General features: G+C 67.7%; 11 protein-coding genes. 9 read left to right on the top strand and 2 right to left on the bottom strand.

Going from position 1 to position 13,441, the window contains the following annotated elements; genetic code table 11:
- Window positions 1–3: 3 nt before the first annotated feature.
- The 5 genes from QEP15_RS13335 (at window position 4) to QEP15_RS13355 (ending at window position 6,913) form a co-directional block, all read left to right on the top strand.
- Complete coding sequence (locus tag QEP15_RS13335) at window positions 4–1,626, top strand: TolC family protein (RefSeq protein WP_280147543.1); 1,623 nt, start codon at window positions 4–6, stop codon at window positions 1,624–1,626.
- Window positions 1,623–2,399 carry an efflux RND transporter periplasmic adaptor subunit gene (locus QEP15_RS13340; protein ID WP_152384524.1) on the top strand — a complete coding sequence of 259 codons (777 nt, stop codon included), beginning with the start codon at window positions 1,623–1,625 and terminating at the stop codon, window positions 2,397–2,399. The genes QEP15_RS13335 and QEP15_RS13340 overlap by 4 nt, the downstream gene beginning before the upstream one ends.
- An 18-nt stretch (window positions 2,400–2,417) precedes the next feature.
- Window positions 2,418–3,857 (top strand): efflux RND transporter periplasmic adaptor subunit, encoded by a 1,440-nt coding sequence (locus QEP15_RS13345; protein ID WP_152384525.1) that lies wholly within the window; start codon window positions 2,418–2,420, stop codon window positions 3,855–3,857.
- Between the two features lie 13 nt (window positions 3,858–3,870).
- Complete coding sequence (locus QEP15_RS13350; protein ID WP_280147544.1) at window positions 3,871–5,985, top strand: HlyD family efflux transporter periplasmic adaptor subunit; 2,115 nt, start codon at window positions 3,871–3,873, stop codon at window positions 5,983–5,985.
- 91 nt (window positions 5,986–6,076) lie between these two features.
- A complete protein-coding gene (locus tag QEP15_RS13355) occupies window positions 6,077–6,913 on the top strand; it encodes a TlpA family protein disulfide reductase (RefSeq protein ID WP_152384527.1) in 837 nt (278 codons plus the stop codon).
- Here QEP15_RS13355 and QEP15_RS13360 read toward each other — a convergent pair.
- Complete coding sequence (locus tag QEP15_RS13360; RefSeq protein WP_152384528.1) at window positions 6,887–8,068, bottom strand: alpha-hydroxy acid oxidase; 1,182 nt, start codon at window positions 8,066–8,068, stop codon at window positions 6,887–6,889. The two genes, QEP15_RS13355 and QEP15_RS13360, sit on opposite strands and share 27 nt — an antisense overlap.
- A 164-nt stretch (window positions 8,069–8,232) precedes the next feature.
- On the opposite strand from QEP15_RS13360, the gene QEP15_RS13365 reads away from it, so the two are divergent.
- The 3 genes from QEP15_RS13365 (at window position 8,233) to QEP15_RS13375 (ending at window position 11,382) form a co-directional block, all read left to right on the top strand.
- Complete coding sequence (locus QEP15_RS13365; protein WP_152384529.1) at window positions 8,233–9,132, top strand: LysR family transcriptional regulator; 900 nt, start codon at window positions 8,233–8,235, stop codon at window positions 9,130–9,132.
- Between the two features lie 129 nt (window positions 9,133–9,261).
- On the top strand, window positions 9,262–10,314 hold the full coding sequence (locus QEP15_RS13370; protein WP_152384530.1) for a hydroxyacid dehydrogenase: 1,053 nt from the start codon (window positions 9,262–9,264) through the stop codon (window positions 10,312–10,314).
- A gap of 78 nt (window positions 10,315–10,392) precedes the next feature.
- Window positions 10,393–11,382, top strand: a complete 990-nt coding sequence (locus QEP15_RS13375; protein WP_152384531.1) for a tripartite tricarboxylate transporter substrate binding protein — start codon at window positions 10,393–10,395, stop codon at window positions 11,380–11,382.
- Between the two features lie 49 nt (window positions 11,383–11,431).
- Here the strand turns inward: QEP15_RS13375 and argC are convergent, their stop codons facing one another.
- On the bottom strand, window positions 11,432–12,364 hold the full coding sequence (argC, locus tag QEP15_RS13380; protein ID WP_152384532.1) for an N-acetyl-gamma-glutamyl-phosphate reductase: 933 nt from the start codon (window positions 12,362–12,364) through the stop codon (window positions 11,432–11,434).
- Window positions 12,365–12,530: 166 nt separating this feature from the next.
- Here argC and QEP15_RS13385 point away from each other — a divergent pair, with 166 nt between their 5' ends.
- Window positions 12,531–13,436: a LysR family transcriptional regulator gene (locus QEP15_RS13385; protein ID WP_152384533.1), complete on the top strand. Its 906-nt coding sequence runs from the start codon at window positions 12,531–12,533 to the stop codon at window positions 13,434–13,436.
- Window positions 13,437–13,441: the final 5 nt, after the last annotated feature.

A 13,441-nucleotide genomic window follows, 5' to 3' on the forward strand; every position in this document is an offset into this window, starting at 1 on the left:
CCGATGAGAAACGCCGACGTGAACAAGAAGACGCCCCAGGGACGCGTGCCGCGCCCCGCCCTGATCGCCGCCGCCCTCGCCCTGGTCTGGCTGACCGGCTGCGCGATCAAGCCCCAGCCGTTCACGGAGATCGATCGCGCCGCCACGGCCAGTGCCGAGCGCGCCAAACTGTTCGACCAGCAAGAGCCCGTCAGCGGTCCCATCACGCTGGACCAGGCCATGGCGCGCGCGGTCCGCTATAACCTGGACCATCGCCTGAAGATGATGGAAGAGGCGCTGTCGCAGCGGCAACTTGACCTGTCCAACTTCAACCTGCTTCCCAAGCTGACCGCGCAGGCGGGCTACAACCACCGCAACCACCCGCTGGCCTCCGGTTCGGAAGGCCTGTATACCGGCGAAGAGTCGCTGATCCCGTCCTTTTCGACCGATCAGAACAGCCGCACTGCCGACCTGAACCTGTCGTGGAACCTCCTGGACTTCGGCGTCAGCTACTTCGAGGCCAAGCAGCAAGCCGACCACGTGCTGGTGCTGGAACAGCGCCGCCGCAAGGTCGTGCAGCTTCTCATGCAGCAGGTGCGTGAAAGCTACTGGCAGACCTTGGGCGCACAACGCCTGCGCGACCGCGTCGGCCCGTTGCTGGAGCAGGCACGCGTGGCGTTGGAAGACTCGCGCCGCGAGCAGGCGCAGGGTCTGCGCTCGCCGATCACCACGCTGACCTACCAGCGCATCCTGCTGGACCTGATGCGCCAGCTGGAAGTGGTACGCACCCAGCTGGAAGAAGCCAAGCCGCGCCTGGCCGCGCTGATGAACCTGGACCCCAGCTCGGACTTCACGCTGGCCGGCAGCGACAGCTTCCAGGTGCCGGCATTCGACATGCCGATGGACAAGATGGAAGACATGGCGCTGCAGCGCCGTCCCGAGCTGGTCGAGGCCAGCTACAACGAACGCATCAGCGTAAATGAAACGCACAAGGCCATTGCCAAGCTGTTGCCTGGCATCGAGCTGAGCCTGGGAACGCATTACGACAGCAACAGCTTCCTGGTTTACAACACCTGGCAGTCCGCCGGCGTCAGCATCAGCTGGAACCTGTTGAACGCATTGAACGCGGGCAACATCCGCGGCGCGGCGCAGGCCCAACTGGATGTGGCCCAGGCGCAGCGCATGGCGCTGAGCATGGCCGTGCTGTCGCAGGTGCACCTGTCGCGCAGCCAGCTTGCCGCCAAGACCCGCCAGTTCGATCTGTACAAGCAGGCCAACGACGTCGACCAGCAGCTTCTCACGCACACCCACAATGCCACCGTCGCCACGGCGCAGGGCAAACTGGACGAGATTCGCGCGGCCACGGCGGCAATGATGTCCGAGCTGCGCGTGTACCAAAGCTATGGCGAGCTGGAAAGCGCTTACGGCCAGATGCTGGCCACGCTTGGCCTGGACCCGTTGGGCGAGAAGCTGGCGAGCAACGATCTGGCATCGGTGGAAGCATCGATCGCCCAGGAACAGAAGCGATGGGGCGCGCTGGCGAGCGGCGCGAATGCGCCCGGCGCCGATACGGCGGCCGCTGCGCAAAAGTCCGCGCTGGCCGCCGCGGCGCCTGCCACCTCGATGCCCGGGACCATTCAGAAATGACGCGCTTTTTTCACGGCCGGGCGGTTGGCGCGGCCGCGTTGCTGCTTGCCACGCGACTGGCGCTGGCAGCGCCGGATGCCGTGGCGCCCGCCGCGGCACCGGCGGCCGACGAACCGGGCTCGAAGATCCGAGTCCAGCTGGTGGCCCGCGACCAGGTCGAGGTCTCGAGCGAAATCTCGGCCAAGATCGCATCGCTGCCCTACCGCGACGGCGACATGTTCCGTGCCGGCGACATGCTGGTCACACTGGATTGCTCGCTGTTCAACGCCCAACTGCGCAAGGCCCAGGCCGACGCCGCGGGCGCAGGCGAACTGCTCGCCGTGAACCGCAAGCTGCGCGCCACGAACTCGATCGGCGACCTGGAGGTGCAGCAGGCTCAGGCCAAGCACAATTCCAGTTCCGCGGACGTTGCCTACATGCAGGCGACCGTGCGCAAGTGTGCCATCGCCGCGCCCTTCGATGGCCGGGTCTCCAAGCGCAGCGCGTCGCCGCAGCAATTTGCCGAGCCGGGCAAGCCCCTGCTGACGATCGTCGACACCAGCCATCTGGAACTGAAGATGATCGTGCCGTCCAAGTGGCTGGTCTGGCTGAAGCCCGGCCATGCGCTGAGCGTGCAGGTCGACGAGTCCGGCAAAGCCTATCCCGCCAAGGTGGCACGCATCGGCGCCCGGGTCGATCCGGTCACGCAGACCGTTGACGTGACGGCTGCCTTGACGACGGGCGCGGCCGAGCTCTTGCCCGGCATGAGCGGCTGGACGACCTTCGCGCGCTGACGGCAACACGGTATCGGCATGACCGCATCACAGACGGCGAACGACGCCACGCAACAGGTCCGGCTGGACGGCAGGCAGTTCGCGCTGCTATGGCAGCTATCGTCCCGCGCACGCGCGGCCGCCAGTGAGAAGACGCTGGGCTTCACCCTGGTCAATGAAACCCTGGGGCTGGTGCCGTATCGGCAGGCCGCCTGGTGGCGCGGCGACGCGCCGGGTCATATTGCGGCGGTCTCGGGCCTGCCGCAAAGCGATCCCAACGCTCCCTACGTGCAGTGGCTGAGCGCGGTGTGCAAGGTGTTGGCCCGTGGACCTCGGTCCACGCCGCCGGACACCGCCAAGGTGCAAGGCCAGCCGGCCCCCGTCCTGCCCCGCCGCCCGCAGGTGCGCACGTTCACCGCCGAAGACCTGCGCGCCGATGCGCCGCACCTGGCCGACGAATGGAGTGCCTGGTGGCCGGCGCACGCCGCATGGCTGCCGCTAGCCGACCGCACGGGCCGGCCCCTGGGTGGCGTGGTGTTCGCGCGCGAGCAGGCCTGGTCCCCGGTGGATTCGGTGCTGCTGGCCGAACTGGGACAGGTCTGGGCGCATGGCTTCGAAGCCTTCGCGCCGCGCGCCACCTGGCGCGCCCGCGCCCGCAGCGCGCTGCGTCCCGGCCGTACGCAACGGCGGGTGCTGCTCGCCCTTGCAGGCTTGTGCCTGATTCCGGTGCGGCTGACGGTGCTGGCCCCGGCGGACGTCACCCCGCAAGACGCCTACGTGGTTCGATCGCCACTTGACGGCGTCATCGACCAGCTGCACATCAAGCCGAACCAGGCCGTCGATAGCGGAACCCCGCTGCTGAGCCTGGACGCCACCACGCTGCGCTCGCGCCATGCGCTGGCCGACAAGAATTTCGCCACTGCGCAAGAGGAATACCGGCAGACGGCCCAGCTGGCCGTCACCGACGACCGTACCCGTCTGGACATGGTGGAACGCCAGGGCAAGCTCGACCAGAGCCGCGTCGAGCTGGACTACACCGCGCGCCAGTTGGCGCGTGTGAATGTCAACGCGCCGCGCGCGGGCGTGGCGATCTTCAGCGACCCCAACGAGTGGACCGGCAAGGCCGTGGCGGTGGGCGAGAAGATTCTGCTGCTGGCTGATCCCGCACGCGTGCAGGTGACCGCCTGGCTGCCGGTGGCCGACAACATCGACGTGCAACCCGGCACGCCCCTGACGTTCTATCCCAAGAGTTCACCGCTGTCGAGCTACGACGCGCGAATCGAATCGGTGGCCTGGCGCGCCGAACCCACGCCCGATGGGGTGTTGGCCTATCGGGTGCGCGCCAGCCTGCATGCCGACGGCACGCAGCCGCCGCTGGGCTCCATGGGGACGGCCCGCATCCAGGGCTCTTGGGTACCGGCCATTTATTACGTGCTGCGCCGCCCGCTGACCCAGGCCCGCCAGTGGCTGGGTTGGTAGCGCCACTGTCACCATGGCCCGCCTTCCCCAACTCCGCCAGGAACTGACGCTGACGCCGGGCGCCGCCACGCCCGACGGCGCACCGACCTGGATGCTGCATGACCCCGCCGCTAACCGCTTTTTCCAGATCGGCTGGCCCGCGTTCGAAATCCTGTCGCGCTGGCCCCTGGACGATGCGCAGGCCATTGTGAACGCCGTCAACCGCGACACCACGCTGACCGTCACGCTGGACGACCTGGAGGCGCTGGCGCGCATGCTGCGCCAGCAGAACCTGCTGGTGTCCGAAACCAGCGCCGATACCGAGCGGCTGCAACAGCACGAGGCCGCGCAGCAGACTTCGCGAGCGATGTGGCTGCTCAAGCACTACCTGATGATCCGGATTCCGCTATGGCATCCGATGGGTTTCCTGCGCGCTACCGCGCGCCACGTGTCGTTCGCCTTCCGCCCGGCGTTCTGGTGGCTGGTCGCGGCAGTTGCGCTCGTCGGCCTGGTCCTGGCCTCGCGGCGCTGGGACGAATTCCTGCACACCTTCCAGGGTTACGCCGACTGGCGCGGCCTGATCGGCGTAGGCATCGCCCTCGGATTTGCCAAGATCCTGCACGAACTGGCGCATGCCTATACGGCGCAACGCCATGGATGCCGGGTTCCGACGATGGGCGTGGCGCTGCTGGTGATGTTTCCGATGCTGTACACCGACACGACCGAGGCGTGGAAGGTACAGGGCCGACGCGAACGCCTTCAGATCGGTGCGGCCGGCATGCTTAGCGAACTTGCGCTCGCCGCCTTCGCCACGCTGGCGTGGAGCCTGCTGCCGGACGGCCCGCTACGGTCCGGCGCTTTCCTGCTTGCCACCACGACGTGGGTAGCCACGTTGGCGATCAACGCCAGCCCGTTCATGCGCTTTGACGGCTACTTCCTGCTGTCGGATTGGCTGGAGATGCCAAACCTGCATGACCGCGCTTTTGCCATGGGCCGCTGGTGGCTGCGCGAGCGGCTGTTCGGACTGGGCGATCCGCAGCCCGAACCGTGCAGCACGCAGCGACGACGCTTCCTGGTCGCCTTTTCGTTCGCCACCTGGCTATATCGCCTGATGGTGTTCATGGCGATTGCGCTGATCGTTTATCACGCCTTTTTCAAAGTCCTCGGCATGCTGTTGTTCTGCGTCGAGTTGTGGTGGTTCATCCTGCGCCCCGTGTGGAACGAGGTCAAGGCGATCGGTTCGCGTCGTGAGGACCTGCACTGGAGTTTCCAGACGGTGCGCAGTGCGCTGCTGGGCGCGGCGGTCGTGGCATTCTTTGTCGTGCCCTGGCATGCCGGCGTCAGCGCGCCGGCCGTGCTGGGACCGCAGCGGGCGCAAGGGCTGTACACGGTGGCGGCTGGCTATCTGGCCGACACCCCGCCGCCCGCTCGCGACGGCCAGCGCGTCCAGGCCGGCGATGTCCTGGCCGTGCTGGTGTCTCCCGACCTGCAGGCCACGCTCGCGGCCGCCACGGCCGAAGAAAAGCAGTTGCGGTGGCAAGTCGAACAGCAACCCTTCGACGACCGCCTGCGCCAGCAAGGCACGGCGCTGACAAGCCGATGGTCCGCCGCGCGCGAAACCGTGGCGGGTCTGCAAGCGCAGATCGCGCAGCTGAGCGTGCGCGCCCCTTTCGACGGCATCGTGCAGGCCGACGGTGAAGGACAGGCGCCAGGCACTTGGCTGCCACGCGGAGAACGGCTGTACGACCTGGTCGCGCCGGATGGAGTGAAGGGCAATGCTTACGTGGGAGAAGAAGCGGTTGCGCGGCTGGCGCCGGGGCAATCCGCCGTGTTCGTCGCGAGCCTGCCCGAAATGGCCGCCCGCACCTGCCGCGTCCAGGCCATCGACCCCGTCAACGTATCCACGCTGGATGAGCTCAGCGTTGCCAGCACGTACGGCGGTCCGATTCCGGCGGAGCGGGACGCAAAGACGCATGGGCTGGTGCCTTTGCGCGCAACCTGGCAGGTACGCTTTGCGGACTGCGACGGGGCACCTGGCATGGACCGCGAGCTGAACGGCACCGCGCAACTGGGCGCGGGGCGCCAGAGCTTCATCGGCGCGGGCATCCGCCTTGCGGTCGCGACGCTGCAACGGGAAATTGGCTTCTGACGGAATCCATGCCGGTCTGGGCCGGATCGCGCCAGCCTGCCGGCTGGCCGCGCCGTGCTAGGCTGGCGGCCTTCTCCCATCAGGAACCTGCATGCCGCCCGCCATCCGTCTTGGCCCGCTTGTTTTCCCCGCCGAACTCGCCGTCCTGGCCGCCGCCGCCCTTGTTGGACTGCTCGCGGCGCACCTGCTGAACCGCACCGGCCGGGATGGCCGCCGCGCCGACGTCTCCGGCGTGCTGTGGGGCGCCCTGATCGTGGGTCTGCTGGCCGCACGGCTGGGCTTTGTCTGGCAATACCGGGATCCGTTCGTACAGAACCCCTTGGCCGTGTTGGACGTGCGCGACGGCGGTTGGGCCGGCACATGGGGTCTGGCGGCCGCCTGGATCTATGCCGTGGCGGCCATGCTGCGCCGCGGCGTGCCAAGGCCGGCCGTCATCGGCGCCCTGGCGTTGGCCACGGCCACCTGGCTTGCTGGGGGCCGCCTGCTGGCGCCGCCGGATCAACCGCCGCCGGCGCTCGCGCAGCTTCGCCTGCAGGACCTGAACGCCGTCCCCGTGGCGCTATCCGCCTATCAAGGCAAGCCCACTGTCGTCAATCTGTGGGCAAGCTGGTGCCCGCCGTGCCGGCGCGAGATGCCTGCCTTCGAAGCGGCGCAAGCTGCTCACCCGGACGTGCACTTCGTGTTCCTGAACCAGGGCGAAGCCCCGCCCGAGATCACGCAATACCTGCGTCAGCACGCGCCGGCGCTTCAAAACGTGCTGATGGACCCGGCTAGCGACGCGTCACGCCAGCTCAGCAACCGTGGCCTGCCGGCAACGCTATTCCTGGATGCCAGTGGACGGATGGTGGACCTGCGCGTGGGCGAATTGTCGGCCGCCACGCTGGCCCAACGTCTGGATGCCTTACGCGCCGCGTCCAGCAAGCCGTGAAGCGCGTTGCAGGAATTCGGCGTTCAATTCCCTGACATCCACGACGCCCAGCAGGCCCATGTCGCGCTTGACTTCCTCGGCGATCAGCGCAATTGCGTGCGCCACGCCGCGCTGCCCCGCGACCGTCGCCGCATAGTTGAACGGGCGCCCCACGAACACGCAGCGCGCGCCCAGCGCCAACGCCTTGATCACGTCCGTTCCGCGGCGCACGCCGCTGTCCAGCATCACCTCCATGCGGCCGCCCACCGCGTCCACGATGGCGGGCAAGGCGTGCAGCGGCGGCACGCTGCCGTCCAGCTGCCGGCCACCGTGGTTGGACACGATGATGCCGTCCATGCCCAGCGCAAGCGCCGTCCGCGCGTCGTCGGGATGCAAGACGCCCTTGAGCACCATCTGCCCCCGCCAGCGCCGTCGGATGGCGGCCACGTGTTCCCAGTTCAGGTGGCCGCGGTCGGAGAAGTCGCGCAGCACGCTGGCCGACAGGATCGGCGCGCCCCGGGTCGCATAGTTGTTCTCGAAGTGCGGCATGCCGTGACGCACCAACGTGCGCAGGAATGTGCCGAAGAGCCACCGGGGATGCGTCAGCCCCTGCCACGCCAGGCCCAGGCTTGGCCGCAGCGGCGTCGAAAACCCGGCGCGCACATTGTTCTCGCGATTCGCGGCCACGGGCGTGTCGACCGTCAGGACGAGCGTGCCGACGCCGGCCGCCGCCACGCGATCGATGAGCGCGGCGATCTGTGCGTCGTCGCCGGGCAGATAGGCCTGAAACCAGGTGCCCGGCGCCTGCTCCATCACGGTTTCCAGCCGGATCAGCGACGAACCGCTCATGATGCAGGGCACGCCGGCATCCGCGGCCGCCTTGGCCATCACGATATCGCCGCGGTAACCGGATATCGCCGAAATGCCCATGGGCGCCACGCCCACGGGCGCCGCGAAGGCCCGGCCCAGCACTGTACACCGGGTGCTACGCGCGGACACGTTCACCAGCACCTTGGGCAGAAAACCATATTCGGCAAACGCCTCGCGGTTGCCGCGTTCCGAATGGCCGTCCTCGACCGCGCCTGACACGTACGCATAGATGGGTTTGGGCAGCCGCTTTCTGGCGGCGGCTTCGAAGTCGTGCAGACTGAGCATGCGGCGCAGCGGATCGGGCATGTGGGCTCCTCGGGGCGCTCGCGCGACGAGCGGCCGTCCTGTCGTTGTCGGTATTGGCGGGGACTATAGGCGCGACGGCAGTTTGAATAAAGTGACTTTATTGATCTTGTTCCCTACACTTTTATTCGCCCTCACCATCCTGCGCCGCCGGATTGCATCCTCTCATGACGCTCAAGCAACTCGAAGCCTTCTACTGGGCCGCCACCTGCAAGAACTTCGCCATCGCCGCGAACCGGCTGAATATTTCGGTTTCGTCGTTGTCCAAGCGGATCGGCGAACTGGAATCATCCATCGGGGCCGAACTCTTCAGCCGCAGCGCCCGTAGCGCCACGTTGACCGCGCTGGGCGAACAGCTGGTGCCGCACGCCAAGGATCTGCTGCGCAACGCCGACCAGTTCATGCAGCAGGCCAGCAACAACCTCAGCTATTCGGGCCGCTGCCGGTTTGGCGCGGGCGAGCTGACGTCACTGACCTGGATGGCCCGCCTGATTGAAGTGATTCAACTCGACCACCCCGATCTGCTGGTCGAGCCCTTCGTGGGCGTGGGCGAACTGGTCGAGCGCGGCCTGGAAGAAGGCGAACTCGACTTTGCCGTCATCGCGGGCCCCTCTTCCCGGCCGTCGATCGCGTCGCGCGTCATCGGCAGCGCCCACTTCGAATGGGTGGCCGCGGCCGGCGCCGTCCCCAATCCCCAGACGCTCACCCCCGCCGACCTGCCCGGCCTGACGCTCATCACCCTGCCGCAAAGCTCGGGCGCCATCCGCGTCCTGGACGACTGGCTGACCGAGCAACGCGTGTCGCCCGGCCGCAACCAGTGCTGCAACGGTTGGGGCGGCATCGCGGCGATGCTCCGCCAAGGCCTGGGGCTGGGCTTCCTGCCATCGGCCTGGGCACGCATCCTGATCGACCGGGGCGACTTGCACCCCCTGCCCGGATTCGCGCCCCTGCGCCCGCTTACCTACACCTTCCAATGGCGCCGGGACGACACGAGGCCCATGTTGGAAACGCTGCGCGCGCACGCCGAGGCCTGCCTGGATTTTCATGCGCCCTCGGGAATGGTGTGAGCGGAACTGCCCCTAAGCGAAGGTCTCGACAGTTTCACAAAAGCGTTCTATTGAGCAGAAAATTATTCGCTTTATCTCCCCTTTTGGCGGGCGTAGAGTCCAGTCGGACTGACTTGGAGATAAGGCCCCATGCCGGATTCCGGATTCCCCCCGCACGACCGCCCCGCCCGGCTTGTTCGCCTGGACCTGTGGCTGAACCCCGTATTTGACGAAATCATCGGCGCCACGCCCGGCATCGCGCTGTCGGTGCTTCCCGCGAAGGGCGACGACGCCCGCACGCTTGCCGGATTGAAATCCGCTCATGCCTACCATGTGTCCGCGGCCAAGGACGAGCTGCCGCGCCAGTGGTTTGTCGGCGAATCATTGATCGCGCAGTGCCCGAACCTCGTGTGCGTCTCGTCGGGCGGCGCGGGCTACGACACCATCGATGTGCCAGCCTGCACGGCCGCCGGCATCGCCGTCGTGAACCAGGCCGGCGGTAACGCCGAGTCCGTGGCCGAACACACCTACGCGCTGCTGCTGGCCGTGCAACGCCGGATCGTCGAATCGCATAACCGCCTGCGCCATGACACCGGCTTTTCGCGCGAAGACCTGATGGGCCACGAGATCCACGGCGCGGTCATCGGCTTGGTGGGCATTGGCAAGATCGGCACCTGCGTGGCCCGCATTGCCCAAGGCTTTGGTCTGCGCGTCATCGCCCACGATCCGCTGCTGAACGCCGCGACCATCCGCGCGCGCGGCGCTGAACCGGTCGGGCTGGACGAACTGCTGTCGCAGTCCGATATCGTCTCGCTGCATTGCCCGCTGGACGCCTCCACGCGCGGCCTGTTCGGCGCGCGCGCCTTTGCGGCGATGAAACCCGGCGCGGTGTTCATTTCGACGGCCCGTGGCGGCATTCATGACGAAAGCGCGCTGCATGACGCGTTGCGGGGCGGACACCTGCGAGGCGCCGGGCTGGACGTATGGGAGCAGGAACCGCCCGACCGGTCGGCCCCGCTGCTGGCATTGAACAACGTCGTCGCCACCTTCCACACCGCGGGCGTCACGCACGAAGCGCGCCGTAGCGTCGCCCGTTCCTCGGCAACGCAGCTTGCCGCCATGCTGCGCGGCGAGCGGCCGCCGCAACTCGTCAACCCGGAGGTCTGGCCCCGGGCCGCCGAGCGCATTGCCAGCCTGACATAACAACGCGGCATTCGTGCCTGCCCGCGCCGCAAGGCACGCGACAGGCCGTGACCGCCAAAACATCCAAAGGAGACAACCATGCAACAACAGACCAAGCGCCGCACGCTGCGCACCCTGGCTACCCTGCTTGCAGGCGCCGCCCTGTTTTCCGGCGCCGCGCAAGCGGCCGGCTATCCCGAACGGCCGATCAACCTGATCGTGTCTTACGGACCGGGCGGCGGCACCGACCTGGTCGCCCGGATGATGGCGCCCTTCCTGCAAAAGTACCTGGGCGGCGACGCGCGCATCGTGGTGCTGAACCGGCCGGGCGCGGGCGGCGCCATCGGCTTTGCCGAACTGGCGCGCGCTCAGCCGGACGGCTACACCATCGGCTTCATCAACACGCCGAATCTGCTGACGATTCCCATCGAGCGCAAGACGGACTTCACGTGGCAAAGCTACGATCTGCTCGGCAACCTGATCGATGATCCGGGCGCGTTCTCGGTGCTGAACGACAATCCGATCAAAAACCTGGCGGAATTGGCTGCCTATGCAAAGCAGAATCCCGGCAAGGTCACCGTCGGCACAACGGGCACCGGCTCGGACGACCACCTGGCCATGCTCCGCTTCGAACGTACGTCAGGCACCAAACTGAGCCACATCCCGTACAAGGGCGCCGGAGAGGTGCGCGGCGCGTTGGCAAGCGGCGAGATCACGATCGGCGCCATCAACGTGGGCGAGGCGCTTCAGTACCGGAAAGGGGGCACGCCGCTGCGCTTTTTGGGACAGATGGGCAATACCCGCTCTGCCGCGCTGCCCGACGTGCCCACCTTCAAGGAACAGGGGTTCGACTTCGAACTGGCTTCGCTGCGCGGCCTGGCCGCACCCAAGGGCTTGCCCGACGAGGTCCGCACGAAGCTGGTTTCGGCCGTCCAGCGCACGGTGGAAGATCCCCAATTCCAGGCCAAGGCCCGCGAGATGTTTGCACCGCTGCGCTACCTGCCGCCCGCGGAATACGCCAAGGAACTTTCGGCGGGTGAAGCGCAATTCCGCCAGCTCTGGAAGGAAGCGCCCTGGCTCGACAAGTAATCCGGCCGGGCAAAGGCCGTATGGCCTTGCCCGGCTTGCACAAGCCCCATCACCGCATCGCGGCCAGCATCAGATCCAGATTCTGCACTGCCGCGCCCGATGCGCCCTTGCCCAGGTTGTCGAACACGGCGGTCAGCAGCACCTGACCGTGCTCAGCATTGCCATACACGCCCAGCCGCAGGTCGTTCGTGCCGTTCAGCGCCTGGGGATCCAGGTTCGCGTGCGTGGCGGCCTCGTCGCGCGGCACGACTTGAACATGGGCGGCGCCCGCGTAGTGCTGTTGCAGACAATCGTGCAGCGCCGCGGCGTCCACGCCTGCGGGCAGCAGGCGCAGGTGCAGCGGCACGGTCAGGACGATGCCCTGGCGGAAAGCGCCGTAAGACGGCACGAACACCGGACGCTGCGTAAGGCCCGCATGCCGCTCGATCTCGGGCGTGTGCTTGTGAGCCAGACCCAGGCCGTACACCTGAAACGCGAGTCCGCGCGCGCCTTCCGCGCCTTCGTAGGCATCGACGCTGGCGCGCCCGCCTCCCGAGTAGCCGGACACGGCGTTGATGACCGCCGCATAGTCGGCGGGCACCAGCCCGGCCTGCACCAGCGGCCCCAGCAGCGCGATGGCGCCGGTGGGATAGCAGCCCGGGTTGCTGACCCGCAGCGCGTGCGCAATCCGCTCGGCCTGACCCGCGCGCATTTCCGGAAAACCATAGACCCAACCCGCGTCCGTGCGGTGCGCGGAACTGGCATCGATGATGCGGACCTTGGGATTGACGACCGAGGCGGCGGCCTGCCGCGCCGGTTCGTCGGGCAGGCAGAGAATCGCGATGTCGCTGGCGTTGATCGCCTCGGCGCGGCGCTGCGGGTTCTTGCGGTCGGTCTCGGGCAGCGTCAGCAGCCGCAGGTCGGTGCGGCCGTGCAGCCGCTCGTGGATCTGCAGGCCTGTCGTGCCCTGGTCGCCGTCGATGAAAACTAGAGGTTGGGTCATGATGCGGTCCGGATGGTTCGGCGTTGCCTGATCTCTTCAGGAATGAACGTCATCTTCGATCCCGCCGCCAGATAAGAAAAGTCGAATATCATGATCGTTTGATTCAGGTTTCCTGAACGATGTAGGCACGGCGCCGCCAACACCGAAACCCATCCCGGAATCCCTCATGCGCGAAATCAGCCTGGACCGTCTGCGCACCCTCGTCGCCATCGCCGACCTCGGGTCGTTTGCCGACGCCGCGCGTGCGCTGCATCTGGCGCCGCCCACCGTGAGCCTGCACGTGTCAGACCTGGAAGCCCGTGTCGGCGCGCCGCTGCTGACGCGCAAACGCGGTCAGGTCAGGCCCACGCCCATCGGCGAAACGTTGCTGGAACGGGCGCGCCGCCTGCTGGCGGAGGCGGACCAGGCGCTGGACGACGTGCAGCGGCAGGTGCAAGGGCTGGCGGGCCGCGTGAGGCTCGGGGCCTCGACCGGGGCCATCGCGCATCTGCTGCCGCAAGCGCTGGAGACGCTGGGCCGCGATCATCCCGGCATCGACGTTCAGGTGGCGGTGCTGACCTCGCAGGAGACGCTGCTGAGGCTGGCCGAAGGGACACTGGACGTGGGACTGGTCGCGCTGCCACAGCCGCCCATGACGGGACTCGTGCTGCGACCGTGGCGCCGCGATCCGGTGATGGCCTTTCTGCCCGCGTCCTGGAAAGCGCCCGCGCGCCTCACGCCCGCGTGGCTGGCCGAGCGGCCGCTGATCCTGAACGACGCCAGCACGCGCCTGTCGCGGCTGACGGGCGAATGGTTCATGGCCGCCGGCCTGAACCCCCGCGCGCGCATCCAGTTGAACTACAACGACGCCATCAAGAGCCTGGTGGCTGCCGGTTATGGCGCGACCTTGTTGCCGCATGAGGCGACCGCGCCGCAACCCGATCCGCGCGTCATCATGCGGCCGGTGCGGCCGGCCTTATGGCGGCCGCTGGGCATCGCGCATCGCGCCGGGCAAGTGGAAGCGGCCACGCAGCACGTGCTGGACGTGTTGTGGGAATTGCGCGCATCGGGCGGCAAGGCCGCGGCGGCGTAATCGAA

Origin of the sequence: Achromobacter mucicolens, assembly GCF_029866465.1 — a bacterium.
In the GTDB taxonomy this organism is placed as follows: Bacteria; Pseudomonadota; Gammaproteobacteria; order Burkholderiales; family Burkholderiaceae_B; genus Achromobacter; species Achromobacter mucicolens.